Source organism: Alphaproteobacteria bacterium, assembly GCA_040218575.1.
Classification (GTDB): Bacteria; Pseudomonadota; Alphaproteobacteria; order JAVJRE01; family JAVJRE01; genus JAVJRE01.
The window spans coordinates 405,804-432,500 of the sequence record JAVJRE010000003.1 but is presented as its reverse complement, the minus strand read 5'-3'; the positions used below and the strand labels follow the sequence as shown (position 1 = coordinate 432,500).

At 63.4% G+C, this 26,697-nt stretch carries 20 protein-coding genes, 2 tRNA genes and 1 pseudogene; 6 read left to right on the top strand and 17 right to left on the bottom strand.

Translation table 11 applies throughout. The features are described 5' to 3' along the window. The first annotated feature begins 398 nt into the window (after positions 1-398). Both RIE31_05720 and RIE31_05715 read left to right on the top strand, forming a co-directional pair. Positions 399-1,673 (top strand): alpha/beta fold hydrolase, encoded by a 1,275-nt coding sequence (locus RIE31_05720; protein ID MEQ8640091.1) that lies wholly within the window; start codon positions 399-401, stop codon positions 1,671-1,673. 130 nt (positions 1,674-1,803) lie between these two features. Continuing rightward, positions 1,804-4,230 (top strand): ATP-binding protein, encoded by a 2,427-nt coding sequence (locus RIE31_05715; protein MEQ8640090.1) that lies wholly within the window; start codon positions 1,804-1,806, stop codon positions 4,228-4,230. Between the two features lie 20 nt (positions 4,231-4,250). Here RIE31_05715 and RIE31_05710 read toward each other — a convergent pair whose 3' ends face one another. Continuing rightward, positions 4,251-4,700: a GFA family protein gene (locus tag RIE31_05710; GenBank protein ID MEQ8640089.1), complete on the bottom strand. Its 450-nt coding sequence runs from the start codon at positions 4,698-4,700 to the stop codon at positions 4,251-4,253. Positions 4,701-4,844: 144 nt separating this feature from the next. Between RIE31_05710 and RIE31_05705 the strand changes: the two genes are divergently transcribed. Beyond that, a complete protein-coding gene (locus RIE31_05705; GenBank protein MEQ8640088.1) occupies positions 4,845-5,231 on the top strand; it encodes a DUF3775 domain-containing protein in 387 nt (128 codons plus the stop codon). A gap of 18 nt (positions 5,232-5,249) precedes the next feature. On the opposite strand, the gene RIE31_05700 is transcribed toward RIE31_05705, so the two are convergent. Continuing rightward, the gene (locus RIE31_05700) at positions 5,250-6,458 is read right to left on the bottom strand and encodes a serine hydrolase domain-containing protein (GenBank protein ID MEQ8640087.1); all 1,209 of its coding nucleotides are present in this window, start codon (positions 6,456-6,458) and stop codon (positions 5,250-5,252) included. A gap of 134 nt (positions 6,459-6,592) precedes the next feature. Here RIE31_05700 and RIE31_05695 point away from each other — a divergent pair, with 134 nt between their 5' ends. Continuing rightward, positions 6,593-8,155 carry a trimethylamine methyltransferase family protein gene (locus tag RIE31_05695; protein ID MEQ8640086.1) on the top strand — a complete coding sequence of 521 codons (1,563 nt, stop codon included), beginning with the start codon at positions 6,593-6,595 and terminating at the stop codon, positions 8,153-8,155. A 24-nt stretch (positions 8,156-8,179) separates the two neighbouring features. Here the strand turns inward: RIE31_05695 and RIE31_05690 are convergent, their stop codons facing one another. The 5 genes from RIE31_05690 to RIE31_05670 form a co-directional block, all read right to left on the bottom strand. Then, a complete protein-coding gene (locus RIE31_05690) occupies positions 8,180-9,046 on the bottom strand; it encodes a phytanoyl-CoA dioxygenase family protein (GenBank protein ID MEQ8640085.1) in 867 nt (288 codons plus the stop codon). Between the two features lie 58 nt (positions 9,047-9,104). Next, positions 9,105-9,181: transfer RNA gene (locus RIE31_05685), tRNA-Met, on the bottom strand. Between the two features lie 81 nt (positions 9,182-9,262). Continuing rightward, complete coding sequence (mnmA, locus tag RIE31_05680) at positions 9,263-10,471, bottom strand: tRNA 2-thiouridine(34) synthase MnmA (GenBank protein ID MEQ8640084.1); 1,209 nt, start codon at positions 10,469-10,471, stop codon at positions 9,263-9,265. Between the two features lie 48 nt (positions 10,472-10,519). Beyond that, complete coding sequence (locus tag RIE31_05675) at positions 10,520-11,905, bottom strand: hypothetical protein (protein MEQ8640083.1); 1,386 nt, start codon at positions 11,903-11,905, stop codon at positions 10,520-10,522. Further along, on the bottom strand, positions 11,906-12,217 hold the full coding sequence (locus tag RIE31_05670; GenBank protein MEQ8640082.1) for a ferritin: 312 nt from the start codon (positions 12,215-12,217) through the stop codon (positions 11,906-11,908). A 218-nt stretch (positions 12,218-12,435) separates the two neighbouring features. On the opposite strand from RIE31_05670, the gene RIE31_05665 reads away from it, so the two are divergent. Both RIE31_05665 and chrA read left to right on the top strand, forming a co-directional pair. Continuing rightward, a complete protein-coding gene (locus tag RIE31_05665; GenBank protein MEQ8640081.1) occupies positions 12,436-13,683 on the top strand; it encodes an MFS transporter in 1,248 nt (415 codons plus the stop codon). Between the two features lie 113 nt (positions 13,684-13,796). Further along, positions 13,797-15,191: a chromate efflux transporter gene (gene chrA, locus RIE31_05660; protein MEQ8640080.1), complete on the top strand. Its 1,395-nt coding sequence runs from the start codon at positions 13,797-13,799 to the stop codon at positions 15,189-15,191. A gap of 55 nt (positions 15,192-15,246) precedes the next feature. Here the strand turns inward: chrA and RIE31_05655 are convergent. The 10 genes and pseudogenes from RIE31_05655 to RIE31_05610 all read right to left on the bottom strand — a co-directional run bounded on the left by RIE31_05655 (position 15,247) and on the right by RIE31_05610 (position 26,562). Further along, a tRNA-Lys gene (locus tag RIE31_05655) sits at positions 15,247-15,322 on the bottom strand. Between the two features lie 63 nt (positions 15,323-15,385). Then, positions 15,386-16,525, bottom strand: a complete 1,140-nt coding sequence (gene rodA / locus RIE31_05650) for a rod shape-determining protein RodA (GenBank protein MEQ8640079.1) — start codon at positions 16,523-16,525, stop codon at positions 15,386-15,388. Continuing rightward, complete coding sequence (gene mrdA, locus RIE31_05645; protein ID MEQ8640078.1) at positions 16,525-18,381, bottom strand: penicillin-binding protein 2; 1,857 nt, start codon at positions 18,379-18,381, stop codon at positions 16,525-16,527. Before mrdA ends, rodA begins: the two co-directional genes overlap by 1 nt. Then, positions 18,378-18,896 carry a rod shape-determining protein MreD gene (gene mreD / locus RIE31_05640; GenBank protein ID MEQ8640077.1) on the bottom strand — a complete coding sequence of 173 codons (519 nt, stop codon included), beginning with the start codon at positions 18,894-18,896 and terminating at the stop codon, positions 18,378-18,380. The genes mrdA and mreD overlap by 4 nt, the downstream gene beginning before the upstream one ends. Continuing rightward, the gene (mreC, locus tag RIE31_05635) at positions 18,893-19,849 is read right to left on the bottom strand and encodes a rod shape-determining protein MreC (GenBank protein MEQ8640076.1); all 957 of its coding nucleotides are present in this window, start codon (positions 19,847-19,849) and stop codon (positions 18,893-18,895) included. Before mreC ends, mreD begins: the two co-directional genes overlap by 4 nt. A gap of 68 nt (positions 19,850-19,917) precedes the next feature. Further along, positions 19,918-20,958, bottom strand: coding sequence for a rod shape-determining protein (locus tag RIE31_05630; protein ID MEQ8640075.1), 1,041 nt, complete (start codon positions 20,956-20,958; stop codon positions 19,918-19,920). Positions 20,959-21,061: 103 nt separating this feature from the next. Continuing rightward, complete coding sequence (locus RIE31_05625) at positions 21,062-22,648, bottom strand: 2-isopropylmalate synthase (GenBank protein MEQ8640074.1); 1,587 nt, start codon at positions 22,646-22,648, stop codon at positions 21,062-21,064. Between the two features lie 418 nt (positions 22,649-23,066). Beyond that, positions 23,067-24,104: pseudogene (gene ilvC / locus RIE31_05620) on the bottom strand (ketol-acid reductoisomerase). Positions 24,105-24,213: 109 nt separating this feature from the next. Next, positions 24,214-24,717, bottom strand: coding sequence for an acetolactate synthase small subunit (gene ilvN, locus RIE31_05615; protein MEQ8640073.1), 504 nt, complete (start codon positions 24,715-24,717; stop codon positions 24,214-24,216). Between the two features lie 57 nt (positions 24,718-24,774). Then, positions 24,775-26,562 carry an acetolactate synthase 3 large subunit gene (locus RIE31_05610; GenBank protein ID MEQ8640072.1) on the bottom strand — a complete coding sequence of 596 codons (1,788 nt, stop codon included), beginning with the start codon at positions 26,560-26,562 and terminating at the stop codon, positions 24,775-24,777. Positions 26,563-26,697 lie beyond the last annotated feature (135 nt).

The window sequence follows — 26,697 nt, the reverse complement described above, 5'->3', positions numbered from 1 at the left end:
TTCCTCATTTTACAATGTCAAACAGCACGTTCCCGACCCTTTGAGGGCCACCACCCAGACACCGCATCAGACCGACAAAACCAGGCGGTGACACACTGCCACCGCCGGTCAGACCGGACTTCCGCACCCTGTGCTGGACATGGGCCCCCGCTGCTGAGCGGGAGGCCGGAATATAGGGAAGCCGTCGCAGTGATGCAATGCCTTTCTGCATACCCCGGCCGGGAGTTTTCTGTGGAAAACTTCGGTGGCCGGGACACCCCTGTCTGGCGCTGCTAATCTGACGACCAGTTGGGGGCGTGGCCACGCCGGAGCGCCATATATAGAGCCCCGACGTTCCGCCGCCTGGCCAGACTCCACCGGCGCGGCGACATCCACACCCTGCAGCCGAGGAAACTCCCATGGCCTTGCCGCAATCGCCCGAAAACCGCCGGCCCACAGCGCGCTCCAGTCAGAAGGTCTCCTTCCCCGGGGCCGGCGGCGATCGCCTCGCCGCGCGGCTGGACCATCCGGCTGGAACGGAGCCCGGCGCCGCGCGCGGCCTCGCCATGTTTGCCCACTGCTTCACCTGCTCCAAGGACACCCATGCAGCGTCGCGGATCGCCGCTGGCCTGGTCGAGCAGGGCTTCGCCGTTCTGCGTTTCGACTTTACCGGGCTTGGCGGCAGCGACGGCGAGTTCGCCAACACCAATTTCTCATCGAACGTCGCCGATCTGGAAGCCGCGGCCGCGTGGCTCGGGCAAACGCACCGTGCACCCGACCTGCTGATCGGGCACAGCCTGGGCGGTGCTGCGGTTCTGGCGGCGGCCGGCGCCATGCCAAGCGTCAAGGCGATTGTGACCATCGGCGCACCGGCCGATCCGGCCCACGTGGCGCATCTGTTCGATGGCCAGCGAGAAATGATCGAGCAAGACGGCGCCGTAGAGGTGGCCATCGCCGGCCGGCCGTTCCGGGTGACCCGCCAGTTTCTGCACGACATCGAAAATCAGATGGTACTGGGCAAAGTTGCGTCCCTGCGTCGCGCGCTGCTCGTCATCCACGCGCCGCGCGACGCGATTGTCGGGATTGGCCATGCGGGCGAGATATTCGCCGCAGCCAGACACCCTAAGAGCTTCCTGTCGCTGGACGATGCGGATCATCTCCTGACCCGGCCGCAGGATGCCGCCTATGCAGCGCAGGTCATTGCCGCCTGGGCTCTTCGCTATTTTCCGGAGCCGGCCATGGATGACGCTGGCGAAGCCCGGCCAGCAGGGGAGGTCCGCGTCCGTTCCGTTGCCGGCACCCGCTTCGCCCAGACCATAGATGCCGGCCAGCACCGGTTGCGATCCGATGAGCCGCTTAGCGTCGGCGGCGATGACAGCGGCCCGACGCCCTATGACCTGCTTCTGGCGGGGCTCGGCGCCTGCACATCCATGACCGTGCGCATGTATGCCGACCGTAAGGAGTGGCCGCTGCAACGTGTGAGCATAGACCTTCGCCATGAACGTATTCACGCGGAAGACTGTGCCGAATGTGAGTCACGGGACGGCAAGGTGGACCTCATCCACCGTCGGATTCATATTGATGGCGATCTGGATGAGGCCCAGAGGGAGCGGCTGCTGGAAATCGCCGACCGCTGTCCGGTTCACCGGACGCTGACCGGGACCATTCGCATTGAAACCACCGCCGACGGCTGAGGCCGCCTTTGTCGCGTCACAACTGCGGCAGCTAGCACGGTCATCTGCCAGCGGGACTATGGCCGCCGCCCTCCGCCAACTAGACTGCATCGGCACGCCCCTCCTCATTGCCTCAACCGGAGCTCAGTCCATGTCCGACGCTGCCGACGGTTCCCCGGTCACCGCCGCCGCCAACCCGCCCCAGGCAACCGGCGCGCCGACTCCCCTGTCGGCTGATGATGTGGGCTTTCCACGCTATACGCTGCCACCACTCAAAGGCGGCGAAGTGTTCGCCATGTCGAGCCATGCGCGGGCCCGCGAAGCACTGGAGTTTGGCCTCTCGATCACCGACTCCGGTTTCAATGTCTATGTTCTCGGCGAGGATCGCTCGGGGCGCATGACGGCAACCATGGAGTATCTGGACACGGTCGTTCAGAACCGCCCCCGACCCGCGGACTGGCTCTACCTGAACAATTTCCGGCGCCCTAACGAACCCCGGCCCATCAGCCTGCCCGCCGGTGTCGGACGCAAGTTTCGTGACCGCATGGGCCAGTTGGTGGTGCAACTGCGGGAAGCCCTGAGCCGTGCCTTTTCCGGCGAAGAATATCAGCAGGAGGTCAATCGGGCTGGCGAGAAAGTTCGCGCGCAGGTCACCGAACGGATCGAGGCCCTGCGCAAGGAGGCCAAAGAGCACAATGTCGATGTGGTGCAATCACCGCGCGGCATGATGGTGGTGCCGATTGACGCCGCGGGCCAGCCGATGGATCCGGAACAGATCGCCGAGGCCGACCGGCCGCAGATGGAGGAATCTGCACGTACGGTTGCCGAGCAACTCTCCACCGTCAATCGCTGGGCCGCACGGCAACAGATGGAGCTGATTGACTGGGTGCAGGAGTTCAACCGCCAGGTCGCCAGCGACGCTATCGCCGGCACGATTGATCAGCTCAATGCTGATTTCCAGGCCTATACAGGTCTGACCCGCTGGCTGGTCGAGCTGCGTGAAGACGTCCTCGACAACATTGCCATCTTCCGGCCTGACGTGGAGGGCGCACCGCCACGGCCCCCCTCCGCCATGCCGGAGGGTCGCTACGGCGTCAACCTGCTTGTGGACCATGGCGACGAGGACCGCCCCAAGGTGGTGCTGGAGGCGAATCCCACCTATCAGAGTCTGTTCGGATCCATTGAATATCGCCAGGTCGGCGGCATCCTGGACACCGACTTCACCATGATTCGGGCGGGCGCCCTGCACAAGGCCAATGGCGGGGTCCTGGTCCTTCGGGCCGAGGCCCTGGCGGCCAATCCCATGTTGTGGGTCATGCTGAAAGGCGCCCTGCGCGACCGCCGGATTCAGATGGAGGAGTTCCACCGGGCCAGCGGTATTCCCATCGCCGGGGCGCCGCGTCCGCAGCCCATACCGCTGGAGCTCAACGTGGTTCTGATCGGCGCGCCGCGCTGGTACTACGCCTTCTTCTCCATCGACCCCGACTTCCAGACCTTCTTCAAGGTCAAGGCCGATATTGATACCGACCTTGAATCCTCACCGGAGAACCTGGCGACCTACGGCGCCATGCTGCAGATCATCGCGAAACGACACGGCGATGGCATGTATCTGGAGGATGAAGCCCTACAGAGGCTATTCGGCATGGCCGCCCGCTGGGCCCAGGATCGCCGCAAGCTCACCAGCCGTTTCGAGATCCTGGAGGACGTGATCACCGAGGCCGTTCAATTCCGCGATGCGGACAACGGACCGGCCATCACCTGTGCCATGGTGGACAACGCACTGAACCAGCGGCGGCGACGCAATGCACGCATCGAAGATCTGATGCACCGGTCCATCGCCGAGGGCCAGACCATGATCGACACCCAGGGCACCGTCGTCGGCCAGGTCAACGGCCTGACCGTCCGCGACGTTGGCGACCATGCCTTTGGCGCGCCGGTGCGCATCACGGCCCGCGCTTCCATCGGCCGGTCGGGCGTCACCAACATCGAGCGCGATGTCTTTCTCTCCGGTCCTATCCAGCAAAAAGGCGTGATGGTGCTTCAAGGGTTCCTTGCCGGTCACTTCGCCCGTCGCTTCCCCCTGTCCTTCGACTGCTCGGTGACGTTCGAGCAAAGCTATGGCCTGGTCGAAGGTGACAGCGCTTCGATCGCCGAATTGCTGGCGATTCTGTCGGATCTGTCCGGTATTCCGTTGCGCCAGGACCTGGGCATCACCGGATCGGTCAATCAACGTGGCCAGGCCCAGCCTATAGGCGGCGTTCACTATAAGGTTGAGGGGTTCTTCCGCGCCTGCCAGCAGGCCGGCCCGCTGACCGGCGACCAGGGCGTCGTTATACCGGCGATGAACGCGGTCAACCTGATCGTCAACGACGACGTGTCGGAGGCAGTGAAAGCCGGCCAGTTCCATATATGGCCAGTGCAGACCGTCGAACAGGCCATCCGGCTTTTCACAGGAACGGAACCCGGCGCGCCAGACCATGACGGCCTCTATCCGCCGGATACCGTATATGGCCGCGTCACCCGACAGCTTGAGACATTCGACCGCATCCTGGCGGAACGTCATTCCGAAGCACGATGACGGGTGATGCCTGTACCGTCCTACGGCATCTCTGGAAATCGGGGCAAGGTCGCCGTTTCCTCCAGCCATGCCGCCCGTGAATCCCAGAAGATGCTGCGTTGCGGCGTTTGGCCGGGATGGGCGTCCAGGCCGCCTGCCGGGACCTTGACGGCCTTGCCGTTGCGCCCCAGGCGTGGTGCTGGCGACCCACAGGCCGGACAAAAGGCTGTGCCGAAAGCCGCCGCCTCCGGAACCTCGTAGCGCACCACTGTGTTTTCGCCGGCAAGCCAGACGAACTGCTCAGGCGGGACAAACAGATTGGCGGCAAAGGCCGCGCCACTGGCCCGACGGCAGCGGGAGCAGTGGCAATACTGGAATGTCTCTATGGGACCGCGGATAGCGTAGCGCACGGCGCCACACAGACACCCGCCTTCTGTCTTCTGCCCTTGGCTTCTGGTTTCTGCCGTATCGCGGCTGGCAATCCCGGCCATGGACTCCTCCTGTAGAAACCTCATGGAACAGGGTGACACATCTCATATCCGCCAGCGAGTCTCGGTGCGTCCGGTCTTCTTGATCCTTATCAATAGCCGGGTGCGAACAAGCGGCTATGCTGGGACCTCAACCGGAGGTGTATCATGCAGGCAATCAGTCTGGACGACGTTTGCTATATCGTCGCCAACGCCAGGGAGTTCGACGCACAGGAAGGTGTCGTGGAGCTGGACTATGGCGCCAATCCCAGCGATGAAGGATTTCGTGAGATTCTGGCGGCCTATGCCGACGACGCGACCTTTGAGGTGCTGAAGACCTTCATTGACGGTCTCAACCGTGACCAGCAGTGCGAACTTGTCGGCCTGGCCTGGCTGGGACGAGGCGACTTTGAGCGCAGTGAGTGGGCCGAGGCCTTGACCCTGGCGCGCGACCGGCACAACGACCACACAGCCACCTATCTTCTGGGCATGCCGCTGCTGGCGGACTATCTGGAGGAAGGCCTGGCCGCCTTCGGCCGTGCCTGCAGCGACTAGCGCCAGGCGGCCGCTGCCCTAGTCTGTAATGGCACTGTAGATGATGGCCCGCATCTGATCGCGGATGGGGTAGGACGAGTTCGGCATGAGCTGTGTAAAGAACATGGCGATCAGGTCTTCCTGCGGGTCAACCCAGAAAATGGTGGTCGCCGCCCCTCCCCACGAATACTCACCGATACTGGTGGATACCTGCTGTGCCGCCGGGTCCAGAACCACCGCAAAGCCAAGCCCGAAGCCGGTCCCGGTGTAGGCGTCAGCAAAGCCGCCGGTGCTCATATCGGCGATAACGCCGGGCAAATGGTTGCTGGTCATCAGATCGATCGTTCGTGGCCCGAGAATACGCACGCCCTCCAGGCTGCCGCCGCCGGCCAGCATGCGGCAGAACCGCAAATAGTCGCCGGCCGTCGATGTCAGTCCACCACCGCCGGAAAAGAACGTCACCGGGCGGGCGAACCGGCTTTCCGCCGGGTCATCCAACAGCCGCAGTCCCTTATCGCGATCCGGCGTGTAATTGGCCGCCAGCCGGTCGGCGCGGCCGTCGGCCCAGAAATCCGTTTCCGCCATGCCGAGAGGCGTGAGAATGCGTTCCTTCAGGAAAGTGCGGAGATCACTGCCCGACAACACTTCAACAAGGCGGCCCACTACATCGGTGGACAGGCTATAGATCCATTTTTCGCCAGGGTGGCAGGCCAGCGGCAGGCCGGAAAGCCGGGTCATCATGTCGGCCAGAGTGCCCGACCCGTTCTGCGGCAGGGGTTCCGCCTTGCGATAGAGGGCGCCGACCGCGCTGTCATCGAAATAGCCATAGGTCAGACCGGACGTGTGGGCCAGCAGGTCACGTACCGTGATGGAGCGTCGTGCAGATTCGCTGGCCTCGCCGGTCTCACCGCCGATAAGGACACGCCGGTCGGCCAGTTCCGGAAGCCAGCGCTCCACCGGATCATCCAGCAGGACCTTGCCCTCTTCGAAGAGCATCATCAGCGCGACTGAGACTATGGGCTTGGTCATGGAATAAATGCGGAACACCGTATCCTCGGCCATGGCACGGCCGCGCTCCCGGTCGGCCTGGCCATAAATATCCCGCCACACGGTCTCGCCCCGGCGATGAACCAGGGAAAGCACACCCGACAACCGGCCATCATCCACATAAGCGCGCAGGCTGCGGCCCAGTTTGTCCAACTGTCCGCTGTCGAGACCGACTGACTGTGGTTTGGCTGAAATATCCATAGTGTTCTTCCCTTTAGCGGGGCGATTGACTTACTCAGGGTCCCACGGTCCGGCCGTCGAGTCATCCACCCTTGCACCGGGGCGGGCGCCGGGCGAGAACCGGCCCACGCCTTTCACAACAGGTGCCTACCGCCATGACCCGCACAACGTCACGCCGCGCCCGCCGCCAGGGCGGCTCAGAGCCCACTGAGCTGCGCCAGCTTCCCTGGCGTCAGCCGGTCAATCCATACCGACCGGTAGAAGTCCTGTCCGCTGACCAGATCGAAACCATCCACCGGGCTTCGCTACGGGTTCTGGCGGAAACTGGTATCTGGGTCATGCATGAGCCGAGCCGCCGGCGTCTCAAGGCCGCCGGCGCCCGCGTCGACGAGTCCAATCAGCGGGTCCGGTTCGATCCCGTAATGATCGAGGAGCAAGTTGCCAAAGCACCGTCGGAGGTGACCATCCAGGCGCGCAACCGTGATCGCAGCCTGCGTATCGGCGGTCAGCATACCGCCTTTTCAAATGTTGGCGGGCCGCCCTACTTCTCCACTCTCGACGGGGGACGACAGAAAGGCAGCTTCAAGGCTCTGGGCGATTTTCTCAAGATCGCCCACTCGCTCAACATCGTGCATCAGCTTGTACCTGCGCTCGAACCTCTCGACCTGCCGACCGAGAGCCGTTACCTGGATACAGCCCAGCTTCTCTACACCACCACCGACAAGTCGGTGTTCCTGAGTGCCGCCGGTACCCACCGGGCCCGTGACGGTATCGCCCTCGCCGCGATTGCCAACGGAACAACCGCTGAGCATCTGAACGGCGAAACCGTCGTCATGACCGGCATCAATACCAACTCGCCGCTGATGATTGACGTTCCCATGGCTGCCGGCATCACGGCCTATGCCAAGGCCGGTCAGTTGGCGGCGATCACCCCCTTCACCCTGTCCGGCGCCATGAGCCCGGTGACGCTGGCCGGCGCCCTTGTGCAGCAGAACGCCGAAGCCCTGGCCGGTATCACCCTGGCCCAGGTGGTGCGCGCCGGCGCACCGGTCGCCTACGGCGCGTTCACGACCAATGTAGACATGCGTTCGGGCGCCCCGGCCTTCGGGACTCCGGAATATATGCGCACCATGCACGCGTCAGGCCAGCTTGCCCGGCGCTACGGCCTGCCCTTCCGCGCCTCCAACACCACGGCATCCCAGTCAACCGATATCCAATCCACTTATGAAAGCGCCATGTCGCTGTGGGGCACGATCATGGGCGGCGTCAACTTCGTCTTTCATGCTGCGGGCTGGCTCGAATCAGGCCTTAATGCCGGGTTCGAAAAGCTGATCGTCGATGCAGAGATGTTGCAGATCGTCTCACGCTACTTTGAGCCCATCGCCACCGATGATGCCTCGCTGGCCGTGGAAGCCATTGCCGAGGTTGGTCCAGGCGGTCACTTCTTTGGCGTTTCGCACACCCTGGAACGCTATGAGACGGCGTTCTATGAGCCGCTGCTGTCTGACTGGCGCAACTATGAGGCATGGGCCGAAGCGGGCAGCCAGGATGCCTTGAAACGGGCCAACGGTATCTGGAAATCGCTGCTGCACACCTATGAAGCCCCGACCATGGACCCGGCCCGGGCGGAAGCGATGGAGGCCTATGTGGCGAAGCGCAAAGAAGCCATCGCTGCCGGTGAAGGGCCGGACGTGGAGCCGCCCGACGACGGGGACTAGCTCCGCCGCTCGGCCAGCGACAGCTCAGTCGCGGGGCCAGACTCGTGGGAAGAAGTCACCTGCCAGAGGCCGCCCGGCAGTCTGCTTCAGATCCGGTAGAAGCGCCTGCATACGCGGGTGCTGCAGGAAAGTGCCGGGACGGTCATCCCAGCGCGCGTCGTCACCCACATAGCGCAGCGCCAGACCACGGCGACGCGCCGTCGGAGACGCATTGCCCGAGGCATAGTGCAGCGCCAGAGGGTGGTGGACGATAAGGTCGCCCGGCTCCACCTCCCAGGTCAGAATGTCATACTGGTCCCGCTCCGCCTCTATGTCGGGGACCGGTTCCATGTTCATCTTCCTGAACACGTCGGCAAACCCTGAGTCCTTGCCAAAGGCCGCCGGGGCAAACATCTTGCCCCAACGATGCGACCCCTTCACATAGACCACCACGCCGGTTTCCAGGGTAGCGCGGTCAAACGGCACCCACAGCGACAGGATCTGACTGCCCCGCAGAGGCCAGTAGGGCAGGTCCTGATGCCATGGCGTGGCCTCTGCCGTGTTGGGTTCCTTCACCAACAACTGGTCGTAGAAGAAACGCACCTCGCGGCTGCCCATGATTTCCGCCGCCAGGTGTGGCAGTGGCGAATCGGCCATGAAGGCACGGAAGTCCGGGTCGCGCTGCCAGACAAAAAAGTCACCGTAGTAACGGCCGGGCCGGTCCTTCGGCGTGTATTCCACCGCCGCCCTGCCCGGCTTTGCCAGAACGCGGTCTATGGCTTGCCGCATGCGCTCGATCCATACAGGAGGCACAACGCCGCGCACGACCGTGGCGCCATCGCTCTCATAGGCAGCGATGACCGACGGAGGCAGCGGTGCCGCCAGGCGTGAAGGATAGTCTGTTTGTGCCAAGGGACCCTCCGCCAAAGGCGCGCGTCCCGGCTGCGCCGGACCATGCGCAAGAAAGTCATGGTAGCGGAGGAGGGACTTGAACCCCCGACACGCGGATTATGATTCCGCTGCTCTAACCAGCTGAGCTACTCCGCCACCGGATCGGACCGGGCCCGAGGGCCGTCACTATGGCCGCCTGACGCCGCCTGTCAAGAACGCTGCCGTGCGGTCATGGCGTCAGGCGCTCACCGCCGCCGGCACCCGTTCGCTGTGGTCCGGCGCCCACCCTGACTGCAGCCCGTCACGGCGAATCCAGCCGCCGCCCAGCACCCGGTCACCTTGATAGACGACGCACGCCTGGCCCGGCGCCACGCCCAGTTCCGGTTTCTCCAGGACTACGCAGGCGCCGTCCTGGCGGCCGGGTTCTACCGTCACTGTGGCCGCAAGCCTTTGCCCGCTGCTGCGAATCCGCACCGCCACCGGCCTGGCCGGGCCAGGCCCGGTGTCCGGCGCATCGTCCTTCAGCCAGTTGACCTCGGCCAACCGGAAGGCAGTCACCGCCAGCGCCTGACGCGGGCCGACCACGACGCGACGCTGGTCGGGCTCCACACGAATCACATACAACGGGTCGACATCGCCCTCGCCGCTTCGTCCACCGACGCCGAGGCCCCGTCGCTGCCCGACCGTAAAGCGAAGCACCCCATCGTGGCGACCCATGATCCGGCCATCCACATGAACGATGTCACCGGGCAGACGCGCCTGCGGACGCAATTTCTCGACGATCCGGGCATAGTTGCCATCAGGCACGAAACAGATGTCCTGGCTGTCAGGCTTGGCACTGACCGGCAGGCCCAGCTCCGATGCGAGCTTGCGTACGTCGCCCTTCGTGCGGTCACCGAGGGGGAAGACCAGACGCGACATCTGCGCCTGGGTCGTCAGGAACAGGAAATAGCTCTGATCGCGGTCCTGGTCGAAAGCAGTGTGCAACTCTGGCCCGGACGCGCCGTCCACACGCCGTACATAATGCCCGGTCGCCATGGCTTCCGCACCAAGCGATTCTGTCATCCGCAGGAGATCGTCGAACTTGACCCGCTGGTTGCACCGGACACAGGGAACCGGCGTCTCGCCACGAACATAGCTGTCGGCAAAATCATCGACCACCGCCTGGCGAAAGCGGCCCTCATAGTCCAGCACATAGTGCGGAATAGCCAACTGGTCCGCCACCCGCCGTGCATCGTGAATATCCTCGCCGGCGCAGCAAGCGCCGGTGCGGCCGCGCGCCGCGCCATGGTCATAGAGCTGCAAGGTGATGCCGATTACGTCGAAGCCTGCCTGTTTCAGCAAAGCCGCGGTGACGGCCGAATCGACGCCGCCGCTCATGGCCGCCACCACCCGCGCGCCAGGGCGCAGGCCGGTCGGAATCCAGTTCTGTGACGTATCGGTCATGGGCGGAATATGGTCCGTTGACCGGCCAATGACCAGTCCACAGACGGGCTAGCGTGACAGGATGGACACCAGCCGCTGCAGTGGCTCCGGATTGGTTGCCAGGCCGACGCTGACCGTGAAATGTCCCTGCGGCCTCTCGAACAGGTTTTCCGGCGGCACCTGCCAGGCAGAAGCCAGGGCGCGGCCGCCATCGTAGGGCGTCAGATCATCAGCCCGGCCCAGCAGCATAACGATGCGGGCCGGATCGAGGGGAGAGTCCAGGGCGGGCGCGGCCAGGGAAAGCCATCGTGTCTGCGCTGCGGCTGTCCATCCGGCGGCACGCAGGGCTTCGCTGAGTCCAAGGGCGCCGGCCAGACTGCTCGTGTCACTGAGTTCATCAATAGCGCCGCTGGTCGCCACCAGCAGAAGCCCATCCGGCCGGTATTCGGCCGCCCAACCGGCCGCTGCAGAGGCAAGGAGCTGCGCGGTCAGTGAGCCCAGACTGACGCCGAACACACCGACCGGTCCGCCGCACGTCCGGCGGGCCCAGGCGATCAGGCCACCGACCTCCTGAACCCAGGCCTCAAACGTATCGATCAGGCCGGCCGGGCCGCCAGCCAAAGTGGGCTCGCCGCCATACCAGCCGGGACGTCGCCGCCGCCCGTGCCAGGGGCCCTCGGGGCGGATAATACGCAATCCGGTCCGCCCGCCCAGGCCAGCCAGGGGGTGGGTGCCGTCACCCCAATGCTCCGTCTCCATGGAGACCCCATGGAGCATGACCAAAGTGCCGACCGGCCCGTCGTCCGCCACCGGCTCATCAACACGTGCCGTCACGTCATCACCGAGGACCGGTGAGCGAAAGCGCAGCCAGCGGACACGGAACCCGTCACCATTGGTGATTGCCGGTGACATGGCGACCGCCGGCATCGAAGGCTGCGGCCAGGCAGCCGCCGGTCCCGCCAGGCGATGACCATGACGGGCCGCCACATCGTCGGGCGTGGATATGGAGAACCGTACCGGCGTCAGCCGGCGCGGCAGGTTCAGAGGCGCATACCCGACGCGGCTCGCCATGTGAGAAAGAGCGGCCCTTTGCCACGACGCCTGAGCCAGAGCCAGGGCCTCTTCGGAAGGCGTCGGACCGAAGGCTGCCGCGTCCCACCGTCGCGTCGCCGCCGCAAGAGTGGCGGCACGGCGATGACTGCGGGTGATGGCCCAGTCCGCCGCGCTTGCGAGGTTTTTCGACGCGCCGGTTGCGGCAAAAAAGACATCGTCCGCGTCGGTTGATTCCAGTCCCGCTGCCCACGCGCGGGACAGAGGAAAATACCAGCGCGACAGCAGTGACAGTGCCGCGCCGTCAAGCCAGGGCCGCAATACAGCGCGACCGAATACCGCCCGGAAACGCTCTGCGCTCCATCCCGCAGAAGGCGTCTGCGGCGGTTCAGCGAACTTCGCCACCTATGCCTTCCCGGTTGCTTCTCCCTCCAGCTTCGCCAGATCACCGTCGGTAAAGAGATACTCTCTCAGCTCCTTGTCGAAATCACTGCTGTTGCGACGCAGCCACGCCAGAACCATGGCGGCGTGCTCAATCTCTTCCCGCATGTTGTGCAGAAGAATGGCTTTCAGAGATGCATCCTCGCAATCATCTGCCCGCTGGCGATACCAGTCCGTCGCCTCCAGCTCTTCCATCAACGATGCGATAGCCTGATGCATGGCCAGTGTTTTCTTGCTCAGCCTCTCGCGCGGTGCATGCAGAGATTCCGATGCCATCTGCGACTCCCTTCCATATCAGTGCCTGGTGGATTCAGGCGGGACAGGCCCATTCTGCCCGATTCCGCCCTCTTTCCGAAGGGGCATCCGGCTGGATTATATGGCGCTCTGCCGTGCCGGACCTATCGCCCGAGCCGTGGCACCGGTAAAGAGCAACCGGTGTGCCGGCACGAAACGGATCGTCACACCGTTCCCTTCCTCAAGACATGACCATGGCCATGACTGACAGCCCCGACGGCGGAACTTCAGGATACGCGGCGTTTCGCTATCGCGATTTTACGCTGTTCCTGGGCGCGCGTTTCTTTTCCGGCATGGCCGTCCAGATGCAGATTACCGCCATTTTCTGGCAGTTATGGAAACTGACTGATCGTGAACTCATTCTGGGGCTGGTCGGCGTTGCCTTGTTTCTTCCTGCCCTGCTGCTGATCTTTGTTATTGGCACGGTCGCCGACCGGTTCGACCGCCGCCGCATTCTGATTGCCGCCTATGGCGTTGAGTTGATATGCGGCGGCGCGTTCATCGCGCTGGCCGGAATCGGGCCGCAGGAATACTGGTCGCTGTTCATCGTCCTGGCTCTTCTTGGCGCGGCCCGCGGCTTCGCCATGCCCACCGGCCAGGCAATTCTGCCAAACATCGTACCGCCGGCCGTGTTCCCCAATGCTGTGGCCTGGAACTCGACCGTGTCGGAGATCGCTTCGATCATCGGCCCGGCCATCGGCGGCCTCCTGCTGGTGGTGGGCTTTTCGATGTCCTATGGCGTATCCGTCGTCCTTCTGGTGATTGCTACCGGCCTGACGGTTGCCATGCGGGTACGGCGTACAAGCACCGAGCGCGAGCAGATCGGCTGGCAATCCCTGCTGGCTGGATTCCGGTTTATTTTCAGGCGCTCTGTCATTCTGGGTGCGATTTCCATGGACCTGTTTGCCGTCCTGCTCGGTGGGGTCATCGCCCTGATGCCGGTCTATGCGGACGACATCCTGGACAGCGGCCCCATCGGCCTCGGTATGCTGCGGGCCGCGCCGGCTGTCGGCGCGCTGATTGTTGCCTTTGGTCTTACCCGCTGGCCAGTGCGCCGGCATGTCGGTCGCCACATGTTCATCGCCGTCGCCATTTTCGGCGTGGCTTTGCTGACCTTTGGCCTGTCCACCGCTATCTGGTTGTCAGTCGCCGCCCTGGTGGTCGCTGGCGGCGCCGACATGATCAGCATGTTCATCCGTGCCAGCCTGGTGCAGTTGCACACGCCGGACGCTCTGCGTGGCCGGGTCAGTACAGTCAACTCTGTGTTCATCGGCGCGTCGAACGAGATGGGTGACGCCCGGGCCGGCTTCATGGGCGAGTATATCGGACCGGTCGCCGCCGTGGTTTTCGGTGCGGTCGGCACACTGGCCGTAACCGGCCTGTGGGCGCAGCTATTCCCGTCCTTGCGCAAGGTGGACCGCTTCACCGATGAGCAAGCGGGCCCGTAGTCCATGGGCACCAATTGCGGATATCCGCACAGCGTCGGTGACCAGATCTCCGTCGCCGGGCAAGCGGCAGTCGAACCCCGCGACTGGCTACCGCAGCGCTTTGGCGGGCAGGTATGACCACAGGTGCGCAACCCGGCCGGACGGCTCCCCAGGAAGGTCACAGCATACCATTCAAGGACGCGGTGATGGTCTGGCTGCGGGTCGCGGCCCTCAGCTTCGGCGGGCCGGCCGGACAGATTTCCGTCATGCACAGGATCATCGTCGAAGAGAAACAGTGGGTCGGCGAGAATCGATTTCTCAATGCTCTCAACTATTGCATGCTCCTGCCCGGGCCGGAGGCGCAGCAACTGACCATCTATCTGGGCTGGCTGCTTCACCGCACCCGGGGCGGGTTGGTCGCCGGAAGTCTGTTCGTGCTCCCCGGTTTCCTGTCCATACTCGCGCTGAGCTACGTCTATGTGCTGTTCGGCAGCGTTGATCTGGTATCGGGCCTGTTCTTCGGCCTGAACGCCGCGGTGCTGGCAATCGTGCTGCATGCGGTCCTGCGCATCGGCCGGCGCGCCGTCCGCAACGGAGCGATGGTCGCCATAGCTGTTGCCGCCTTCCTCGCGCTGTTCGTTTTCGACGTGCCGTTTCCCGCGGTCATCGCGGCAGCCGGTCTGATCGGCTTTGTCGGCGGGCGCGCCAACTCGCACCTGTTTCGCACCGGCGGCGGACATGGCGACGGGGCGGGTGGCGGGCTGTCAGATTATGAGTCTGTCCTGGGCGCCGCCATCCCCGCCCACGCGCAGCCGAGCCTTCGCTGGTCGCTCACCATCTCAGCAGTGTTTCTGGTGCTGTGGCTGACGCCGACAATAGTGCTTGTTCTGGCCTTTGGCGGGGAGGACGTGTTCAGCCGGATTGCGCTGTTCTTCAGCAAGATGGCGGTGGTGACCTTTGGCGGTGCCTACGCTGTTCTCGCCTATGTAGCGCAGGAGGCGGTTCAGAACTATGGCTGGCTCGCACCCGGTGAAATGCTCGATGGGCTGGGCATGGCTGAAACAACACCAGGGCCCCTGATCCAGGTTGTGCAGTTTGTCGGGTTTATCGGCGCCTATCGCGACTCCGGCGGGCTGCACCCGCTGCTGGCTGCGACAGGGGCTGCCGTGCTGACCACGTGGGTGACCTTTGTCCCCTGCTTTCTCTGGATATTCCTGGGGGCGCCGTTCATCGAGGCCTTGCGGGCGAACCGGGCGCTCGCCGGCGCGACGTCCGCCATTACGGCCGCGGTCGTCGGCGTCATCGTCAATCTGGCTCTCTGGTTCGCGCTGCACAGCCTGTTTCTTGACGTCAGAACATGGCACGCACCCGGTATGACCGTTGATGTGCCCGTGTGGGCCAGCCTCCATGTGCCGGCTGCCATACTGACGATCACCGCCGTTGTGGCGATCATCAGGTTCAGGATTCCGGTGTTCGCAACACTGGCTGGATGCGCCCTCGCCGGAACAGGCTGGTTTGCCCTGCAGTAAGGATCGGCCGGCCTGCCGCGTCCAGCCCTTCGGCGACGAATGGTGGGGCAACGAATGGTGGGCGCACAAGGACTCGAACCTTGGACCCGCTGATTAAGAGTCAGCTGCTCTACCAACTGAGCTATGCGCCCGCCTTCGCGGGAGGCGGTCATAACAAAACTACCGCCAGGTGTCGAGACAGGCTGGGGGCGGACTCAGTCGGGTCCGTAGCGGGTCAGCGGCTGGTCACGATGAACCGCCACGCCCATCACCAGGCCCATGCCTACCATCAAAGTCAGCATCGAGGTGCCGCCATAGCTGACCAACGGCAGGGGAACCCCGACAATTGGCAGCAACCCCATGACCATGGCGATGTTGATAAACACATACAGGAAGAAAGTGGTCACAACGCCGAGGCTGAGCAGCCGGCCAAACTGATTGCGGCTGCGCAGCGCCACCGTCACACCCCAGCCAATGACCAGGATATAGAGGAACAGCAGGGCGAGACCGCCAACAAGGCCCCACTCTTCGGCCAGCATGGTGAAGATGAAATCCGTCTGCTTCTCCGGCAGGAAGTTAAGGTGGCTCTGCGAGCCCTGCAGGAAGCCCTTGCCGAACGTGCCACCGGAACCCAACGCGATCTTTGACTGTAGAATATGATAGCCGGCGCCCAGCGGATCCCGCTCCGGGTCCAGAAAAGTCAGGATGCGCGCTTTCTGATAGTCGCGGAGGAATTGCCATGCCAGCGGAATCATAGCCAGGCCGGCTCCGCCAACGACCATGAACTTCCAAAGTCGGACACCGGCCAGATAAAACATGACAGCGCCGACAGCGCCCAGAATCATGGCCGTTCCTAGATCCGGCTGACGCAAAACCAGGGCGGCCGGCGCCAGTATCATGACCGCCGGCACCAGAAGGCGTTTGAGATCACCGATATCTTCTGATTCGACGCCATGGAAGTATCGGGCCAGGGCCAGGACCAGGGCGATTTTCATGATCTCGGACGGCTGCAGGCGAATCACCCCGATATCGAGCCAGCGCTGAGCACCAAGACCGATATCACCCATCACCTCTACCGCAACCAGGAGGAGGAGCGCGCCGCCATACACCAGATAGGCATGGCGAAACCACAGGCGCGGGTCAATGACGGCAACGGCAACCAGAAACACCAACGCCACGGCAAACCGGACCAGTTGCCGGCTTGCCCAGGGATCGATATGCCCATTGGCCGCCGAGTACAGCATCACGGCGCCAACCGCCGCGACAAGAGCCAGGACGAGAACGGCCGGCCAGCTTATCAGCATCAGCTTGCGCAGCAGGCTGAGTGACCGCGTTTCAAGACTGGAGGCGCTCATCAGCCAGCCTGCCTGCCCGTGCCGCTGTCAGGGACTGCCTCGGCCACGGCCTCCCGCGTCATGGCCATACGCAGCAGATCGCGTGCGATCGGTGCGGCGGTGGCCGACCCGCTGCCGCCATGCTCGACAACAACGGACACCGCGTAGCGTGGCGCCTGGGCGGGAGCATAGCCAACAAAAAGCGCATGATCGCGCTGTCGCCATTCGAGCTCGTCGTTCGTCAGCACACGCGTATCACGTTCGGCCCTGGAAATGCGCCGGACCTGCGATGTACCGGTCTTGCCAGCCATCGTCATGGCCGGCTCAGAAATACGCGAACCGTAAGCAGTGCCGCGGGGCGTATTGCTAACGGCGTACATACCCTCCTGCACCAGGGCCAGGTGTCGCGGGTCCAGCCCAATGGCCTCGGTTGGGGCGGAATCGGCCAGGCCGCGGCGTAGAGTGGGTCGGACGATCCGCCCCCCATTGGCGATGGCGGCAGTCATCATGGCGAGTTGTAGTGGCGTCGCCGTGATGAAACCCTGGCCAATGCCGGAGATCAGCGTTTCGCCAAGCTGCCAGGCCTCTCCCAGATTAGCCAGTTTCCAGCTTTTGGAGGGGATCAACCCGGGCTGCTCGCCGGGCAGATCAATGCCCAGGCGATTACCCAACCCAAGGCGACGCGCCATGGCCACTATGCGATCAATCCCGACCTTGCGGGCCACCTCATAATAGTAGACGTCACAAGACTCCGAGAGAGACTTACTGAGATTGACCGTTCCATGACCATGCCGTTTCCAGCAAAAGAACGTCTTGTCGCCCAGAGGCAGCTTTCCATTACAGTAGAACGAGGTATCCGGACTGATGACACCAGCGTCCAGGGCGGCCAGGGCGACAATCATCTTGAACGTCGAGCCCGGCGCATAGGCGCCGGAAATGGCCTTGTTCGTCAACGGGCCCAGTGTGTCCGTTGACAGGGTGCGCCAGGTGGCCACATCGATACCGCTGACAAACAGGTTGGGGTCGAAGCTCGGCCAGGATGCGAGTGCCAGAATGCCACCGGTATTCACATCGGCAACCACCGCGCCACCGCTGACATTTTCTGACAGGCGGCGCATGGCAAACGACTGGAGCTCGGAATCCAGGGTGAGGGCTATGTTCTCGCCAGCCACACCCTCGTCGCGCTCCAGTTCGCGGATGACCCGGCCAACGGCATTGACCTCCACCTGACTGGTCCCGCCGGAGCCCCTGAGATCGCCGTCGTACTGACGCTCTATTCCGGACTTTCCAACACGAAACCCCGGCAGCTCAAGAAGCGGGTCACCGGTGAGTTCCGCTTCGGATACAGCCCCCACATAGCCCAGTGCATGGGCAAAAACCGGGCCAAGCGGGTAGTGGCGCGATTGCCCGGCCTCTATCTGGACCCCCGGCAGGTCCGGCGCATTGACCTCGATACGGGTTACGGTCTCCCAATCCAGGTTCTCGCGCACGGTGACCGGTACGAAAGACCGTCGGCGGCCGACCTCACGCAGAATTCGTTGTCTGTCCGCCGCCGACAGATCGACAACCTGCGCCAGCCGGTCAAGGACGCCGGCGACGTCCCTCGCCTGCTCGGCGATCAGGACCACGCGATAGTTGGTCCGGTTTCCCGCCAGTTCCATTCCATTGCTATCAAGCAATCGGCCACGCAACGGTGCCAGCAGCCGCAGATTGATGCGGTTGTCTTCGGCCAAAGTCACGTAGCGGTCCGACTCGACAACCTGCAGGTAGTACATCCGGCCAACGAGAGCGCTGACCAGAGCCGCCTGGCCGCCCGCCAGAAAAAGAGCGCGCCGGGTGAACATCCGTCGCTGGTCCGCATCACGCCGGTTACTCATGGCGGCACCGCTGGCAGCGACACACGGTGAATTCGCATGAGAAGCCAGGTAGCGACCGGGAACAGCGCGATGACAATTCCCGCCTGGGCAAAGGTCATGGTCGGGTCGAGGAAGTCGCCGCGGACCAGCGACGCCAGAGACCATCCGGTCACTTTTGCCGCTAGAACCACCAACGCGAATCCGGCCCAGAGCTGAGAGAACGCCTTACCGACCAGGTAGCGACGCTGACTGACCACAAGATACTTCACCAGCATCAGGACGATAGAGCTAACGCCCATCGCTGCGCCGGACAGGGAATCCTGTACAATGCCCGTCAGAAACAGGACACCGAACGGGATCAGTTCCGGCCTGTACACTGCCCAGTAGAAGACGAGCACCAAAACCAGGCCCGGTGCCAGCGCCGACCACCAAAGAACCGGTACCGGCAGCGCAGCAAGGATGATCATGAACAAAATCGTCGCCATCGGCGTTGCCTGACGCGACCAACGCTCCGCCGTCTGTACCGCCGGCATCATGGATCTGTCCCGCGATCTGCCGGGTCTGCCCCGACTGTGGCGGTGGTCGACGCGTCGGTGCCGGCGGCGGGCTGGGCCGCACCACCCGACACAGGGGCGGGCGCCTCCAGAGTGACGATACCCCGAGGCTGGAGCCCGAGGACACGGACGAATTCCAGCCGGGACCAACGAACATAAGGGCGTACGCCAACGTCACCGGAGGCCCCGACAACCACGTCACCCACATCCAGCCCGGCTGGAAAAACCCCGCCGTCCCCGGAGGTAACAATGCGGTCGCCCGCCACAACGTCGGCTTCCTCTGAGATGTACCGCAAATTGGCCAGCGCGGAATTATCCCCGATCAGAATGGCCCGTTCCCGCGTTCGCTCGTTCAACACCGGGACCCTGGAATTGAGATCGGTAATAAACAGGACCCGCGCACTGCGACGGCCCGCTTCGGTGATCCGGCCCACCAGGCCCTCATCATTGATCACGGCCTGGCCCCGTTGCACTCCGTGACTTGCCCCTGCCTCCAGAAGCGCGCTGCGGGCAAACTCACCCGCGGAGTCGGCGATGACACGGGCGGCAACGCCCTCATATGCCGTCACCTGAGGCGTATTCAACAGCGAGCGCAGATTGGTGTTCTCTGCCTCCAACTGGCGCGCGACGGCAAACCAGTCCCTGAGGCGGGCGTTCTCTTCACGCAGCCGGGCATTGTCCATATGCAGAGAAAAATATGAACCCGCATCCTGGACTGCCGAGCTGACCGACTGCACCGGGCGCGACAAGCCTGACAAAACTGGCGAAAAAACATCCGAAACCGTCAGGCGCAGCCGCTCCACAATCACGGCATCAGCCTTGCCGAGCAGCATGAGAGCGACCGCCGACAGAACCAGCAGGCCGACACTCAGCCGGTGCAGAAACTCCTTGGAGGAAGGCGCCAGACTGGCGGAATTGGTTGGGCGTCGTGCCACGTCCTGCCCTTTTTTCTAACTGCTCCCCTGCAGGACCTGACCTGCCCCGGATCGCGGCCAGGCCTCGCCTAGTAAGCGCTGACCAGCAGATTGCGCAGAGTTCGCATTTCCTCCAACGCCCGGCCGGTACCCAGGGCCACGCAACTCAGCGGATCGTCGGCGATGGAGACCGGCAAACCCGTGGCGTGACGCAGAACCAGGTCCAGATTACGCAACAGACCGCCGCCACCAGTCAGAACGATTCCCTTGTCGACAATGTCGGCGGCCAGTTCCGGCGCCGTATGTTCCAGCGCCACACGAACAGCCTCGACAATGGCACTGACCGGTTCCGCCAGGCTTTCAGCGATCTGCCGCTCGCTGATGACAATTTCGCGCGGGACGCCATTCATCAGGTCGCGCCCCTTGATTTCCATTGTTCGGCCTTCGCCACTTTCCGGTACGCAGGCCGAACCGATTTCCTTCTTGATCCGCTCCGCGCTGCCTTCACCCACCAGAAGGTTATGGTTGCGACGGATGTAGCCGATAATGGCTTCGTCCATCATATCGCCGCCGACCCGGACCGAACGGGAATAGACGATGCCGCCCAGGGACAGAACGGCAACCTCGGTCGTGCCGCCACCAACGTCCACAACCATCGAGCCGGTCGGCTCCGTCACCGGAAGGCCAGCGCCAATCGCAGCGGCCATCGGCTCCTCGATCAGAAAAACCCGACGCGCACCGGCGCTTTCGGCGCTCTCCTGAATGGCGCGCCGCTCCACCGCTGTGGAGCCTGAGGGAACGCAGACGATAATCTGCGGGCTGGCGAAGCTGCGCCGGTTGTGCACCTTGCGGATAAAGTGCTTGATCATTTCCTCAGCGATTTCAAAGTCCGCAATGACGCCATCGCGCAGCGGGCGAATGGCCTGAATGTTGCCGGGTGTTCGGCCGAGCATCATCTTCGCCTCGTCCCCGACGGCCAGTACCTGCTTCTTGCCGCGAATCTCGGCGATGGCGACAACTGACGGTTCATTGAGGACAATACCGCGGCCTTTGACATAGACCAGCGTGTTCGCCGTGCCGAGATCAATCGCCATGTCGGCCGACATCATGCCCAGAATATTTGAGAACATACCTATAGCCTGACTCCTTTGGGCGAATACGGAGTCACTGAACGCACGGCTGTGCGTTCAGCGGTCTCTCCGATTGCGACGATTGTCCGGCCGACGACCCACATCACGCGCTGAGGGCCTCCGGTGCCGTTTTGCTACGCTTCGTTTCCAGCTTGTTCAGGGCATGAAGATAGGCTCGCGCCGATGCGACCATGGTGTCCGCGTCCGACCCCTGACCGTTGACGGACTTCCCCGACTCCTCAAGGCGAACGGTGACCACCGCCTGGGCGTCGGTTCCTTCCGTCACCGCATGCACTTGATACAGTTGCAAGCGCGCCGTATGCGGAACCAGCGTCTTGATAGCATTGAAGATGGCATCAACCGGGCCATTGCCCGTCGCCGTCGCCGATTGCCTGTCACCGTCGATCTCTATTTCCAGATCAGCCGATTGCGGGCCCTTCGACCCGGCCATCACCTGCAGGGAGACAAAGCGAATCCGATCATGGCCGCGGACGACAGTATCGTCCACCAGCGCCACAAGGTCTTCGTCATAGACGTCCTTCTTGCTGTCGGCCAGCGCCTTGAAGCGGATGAAGGCCTCCTCAACCTCTTCGTCCTTGAGCGACATGCCCAGTTCCTTCAACTTCTCGCGGAAGGCGTGGCGACCCGAGTGCTTGCCCATGACCAGTTTCGATTCAGTCAAGCCGACCGATTCCGGAGTCATGATCTCATAGGTCTCGGCGTTCTTCAGCATGCCGTCCTGATGGATGCCCGATTCATGGGCAAAGGCGTTGGCGCCGACAATCGCCTTGTTCGGCTGGACGGAGAATCCGGTAATGGTGGACACCATGTGCGAGGCCCGGGTAATCAACTCCGTACGGACGCCCGTGGAATAGGGCATGGCGTCCTGGCGCGTTTTCAGCGCCATGACCAGTTCTTCCATAGCGGCATTGCCGGCCCGCTCACCCAGACCATTGACCGTGCACTCAACCTGACGCGCGCCGTTCTGTACACCGGCCAGGGAATTGGCCACCGCCAGACCCAGATCGTTGTGGCAGTGAACCGAAAGAACCGCCTTGTGAATATTGGGCACCCGTTCCATCAGCATACGGAACAGGGCGCCATACTCTTCCGGCACGGCATAGCCGACCGTATCGGGAATATTGATGGTGGTGGCACCGTGGGCGATGGCCGATTCGACGCAGCGGCAAAGAAAGTCGTGCTCTGTTCGCGTTGCGTCTTCCGCCGACCATTCCACGTCATCACACAGGTTACGGGCATAGGCGACGCTGTCACCTATGGCGGCAAAGACCTTTTCCGGTTCCATCCGCAGCTTGTACTTCATATGCACCGGGCTGGTGGAGATGAAGGTGTGAATGCGGCCGCGACGCGCATGGCTGAGCGCATCCCATGCGCGATCAATGTCCTTGCGGCTGGCCCGCGCCAGCGCGGCGATGACAGACCGTCCGTGGTTGTGGGTAAGCTTGGCAATCTCGCTGACCGCCTCAAAGTCACCATTGGAGGCGATCGGAAAGCCTGCCTCAATGATGTCCACGCCCATATCGTCCAGCAGTTCGGCGATCCGGAGTTTCTCCTCCAGATTCATCGATGCACCCGGTGACTGCTCACCGTCACGCAGAGTCGTGTCGAAAATGCGGACGTGATCGGCGCCCGCACGGCTTTGGGGTTTATCTTTGTCCGGCATCGTCATTGCCATGGTCTCCGCTTGGTTCCCGTGTTTCCTCGACTCACGCGCCCCCGATCAGGCGAGCCCCAGCCCACCTGTTCAGGGGTGGCTAAGTCGAAGTCGTGGGAAACCGCGGACCAGAGCAGGCGTCCGGGGCATCATCAGGCAGGCAGCCACCAGCCGGCCGTACTGACGACCCGCTTGTGTGCCTCGACTGGTGCCTTTCCCCGTCACGCATCTGCCTCGCGTATTACGTCCCGCCACCCCTCTGGGATGGCCTGGACAATCTGGCTCCGGAATGGTTAACGACCAGTGTATCGCGGGCCCGGAGCGTGGTTAACACGCTATGTTTAGAGGCTTACGGCCCGGGTCCGCAATGTTTTTCGCGGCCTGACCGGGCTGTCGTGACGGAGGCCGCTGATCAGGCCAGCGGCAAGGCCGCTTAGTTGCGGCTCTTGTCCACCAGGCGGTTGGACGAAAGCCACGGCATCATGCCGCGTAGCCGGGCGCCCACCTCTTCAATCGGGTGCTCCGCGCCGTTGGCCCGCATCGCCTTGAAGCTGGTCTGGCTGACCTTGTTCTCAAGCATCCAGTCACGGGTGAAGGTGCCGGACTGTATCTCCTTGAGAATCTTACGCATTTCGGCTCTGGTGGAGTCCGTAATGATGCGCGGACCACGGGTGTAGTCGCCATATTCCGCGGTGTTGGAGACCGAGTAGCGCATATTGGCGATGCCGCCCTCATAGACCAGATCGACGATCAGCTTGACCTCGTGCAGGCACTCAAAATAGGCCATTTCCGGCGCATAGCCGGCCTCCACCAAGGTCTCGAAGGCGGCGGTGATGAGAGAGGTCAGACCACCGCACAGCACCACCTGCTCGCCGAACAGATCCGTCTCGCATTCCTCGCGGAAGGTGGTTTCGATGACGCCCGCCCGTCCGCCGCCGATGGCCGAGGCATAGGACAGGCCGATTTCCTTGGCCCGCCCCGTGGCGTCCTGATGGATCGCCAGCAGGCAGGGTACGCCGCCGCCTTTCTCATATTCGCCCCGCACGGTGTGGCCGGGGCCCTTCGGCGCAATCATGATGACGTCGAGGTCCGGCCGCGGCGCAATCAGATTGAAATGGATGTTGAGGCCGTGGGCGAAGGCTATAGCCGCACCCTCTTTCAGGTTCGGCGCCAGATGCTCGCGGTAGAGGTCGCCCTGCACCTCGTCCGGAGCCAGCACCATCACCACATCGCCCCAGCGCGCCGCCTCAGCCGCGTCCATGACCGTGAAGCCGGCAGACTTTGCCTTGGCCACGCTGGCCGACTCCGGCCGCAGGGCGACGGCGACGTCCGCCACACCGCTGTCGCGCAGATTGGCGGCATGGGCGTGGCCCTGGCTGCCATAGCCGATGATGGCCACTTTCTGCCCCTTGACCAGATTTACGTCCGCATCGCGATCATAGTAGACCCGCATCTGCCTCTGTCCTTTCCTGCTTTGCTTTCCGCGGCGATCACCACCGCCGTCGGGCGCCCCATATCAGTGAGCCTTTTTCGCGTAGAAGCCAGATGGCGGCAATAACCGCCGCCCTACCGGTGGCGGCCTACAGGCCCTCCGGCCCGCGGGTAATGGCGACGACGCCGGTGCGCGACACATCCACCAGTCCGAGCGGGGCCATCAGCGCGATGAAGGCATCCAGCTTCTCCGGCGCGCCCGTCATCTCAAAAACGAAGGAGCGGATAGTGCTGTCCACCACTCTGGCGCGGAAAATGTCAGCGATCCGCAAGGCCTCAACCCGCTTGTTGCCGGTGCCCGCGACCTTCACCAGGGCCAGTTCCCGCCCCACATGCGGGCCACTGAGCGTCAGATCCTGGACCTTGTAGACCGGCACCAGGCGACCAAGCTGCGCCTTGATCTGTTCGATGACCATGGGCGTACCGGAGGTCACCACCGTAATGCGGGACAGGCTGTTGGCGCTGTCCACCTCGGCCACGGTCAGGCTGTCGATATTGTAGCCTCGTCCGGAAAACAGCCCGATGACCCGCGCCAGAACACCGGGCTCGTTCTCCACCAGCACACAGATCGTGTGTTGCCTGACATCGTCCACGCCCTGTCTCCCCGGCCTCTAGGGCCCGTAAATCTGTGGCCGTCCGCCTGCCCTTGCTCAGACAAGCACCATGCCGTCTTCGGACACCTGACGCGTCGCCTGATCATCAGGCCCCATCAGAATCTCATTGTGCGCCGCGCCGGACGGAATCATTGGAAAACAGTTTTCCGCTTTGTCGACGCAGACGTCCACGACCACTGGACCCGGCGTTTCAATCATCTGCCGGATAGTGCCATCCATCTTTGCCGGGTCGCTGACCCGCAACCCCGTCGCCCCGAAGGCCTCCGCCAGACGGACAAAGTCCGGCAGCGCAGCAGAGTAGCTTTCGGAGTAACGGCCGCCGTGCAGAAGCTCCTGCCACTGGCGAACCATGCCCATATACTCATTGTTGATGATGAAAACCTTGACCGGCAGGCGGTGCTGCACGGCGGTGGACAGCTCCTGAATGTTCATGAGGATTGAAGCCTCGCCGGCGACATCCACCACAAGCCGGTCGGGCCACGCCACCTGGGCGCCGATCGCCGCCGGCAGGCCATAGCCCATGGTGCCGAGCCCGCCGGAGGTCAGCCAGCGATTGGGCTTCTGAAAATCCATGTACTGGGCGGCCCACATCTGATGCTGGCCCACCTCGGTCGTGATGATGGGATCCATCTTCGCGGTCAGTGCATTCAGCCGGTCGATGGCAAATTGCGGCTTGATCGCGCCGGTCTTCGGCTGGCGGTAGGCAAGGCACTTGCGGTCCTGCCAGCCGGCGATTTGCTTCCACCAGGCCTTCAGCGTCTTCATGTCGCGGGGCGGCTTGCGCTTGAGCCACAACGCCAGCATCTCATCCAGAATCAGGCCTGCATCGCCGATGATCGGCAAATCCACCTGGACGTTCTTGTTGACCGACGATGGATCAATATCCACGTGAATCTTGGTGGATCCCGGCGAGAAATAGGCGAGATTGCCGGTCACCCGGTCATCAAAGCGGGCGCCGATATTGATCATGACGTCACAGCCATGCATGGCCAGATTGGCTTCATAGGTGCCGTGCATGCCGACCATGCCGATGAAATGCGGGTCGTCCGCCGGAATGGCGCCCAGGCCCATCAGAGTGTTGGTGATGGGGAAACCGGTCGCCTGCACCAGTCGCGTCAGCGTCGCCGAGGCCGCGGGGCCGGCGTTGATCACCCCGCCGCCGGTATAAAACAGCGGACGCTTGGCCTTGGCCATCAGGTCAATGGCCTTGGCGATAGCGGCGGAATCGCCCTGTGTCTGCGGCCGGTAGCTGCGGTGCTCCACCGCCTGCAGTCCCTGATACAGCCCGTCCTTCTGCAGCACATCCTTGGGCAGATCGACCACCACGGGGCCTGGCCGGCCATGGGTGGCCACATAAAAGGCCTCGTGAATCACACGACCTACATCGTCGGGCGATTTCACAAGATAGTTGTGCTTGGTGCATGGCCGGGTGATGCCGGTGGTGTCCGCCTCCTGAAAAGCGTCATTGCCGATCAGATGGGTCGGCACCTGGCCGGTCAGGCAAACAAGCGGGATCGAGTCCATCAGGGCATCGGTCAGCCCGGTCACGGCGTTGGTCGCGCCCGGACCCGACGTCACAAGAACGGCGCCCGGCCGACCGGTCGCCCGCGCATAGCCCTCAGCGGCATGAACCGCCGCCTGCTCGTGACGCACCAGGATATGGCGCAGATGGTTCTGCTTGAACAGGGCATCATAGATCGGCAGCACCGCGCCGCCCGGATAGCCGAAAATCACATCCACACCCTGATCGACCAGGGCGCGTATGACGATTTCCGCACCCTGCATCGTCACCGGCGCGGTAGCGGCGTCGGAGCCGGGCCTCACCTGCGCTCTGGACGGGCGCGCGGCCGTCCGGGCCGTGGAGGGAGGGGATGATTGAGGCCGGGATGCGTCCGCGGGCCGTGGCGCCGTCCGCTTGCGCGCCGCCGCCGGCGTGGATTTCCGTGTTGCCATTATTCT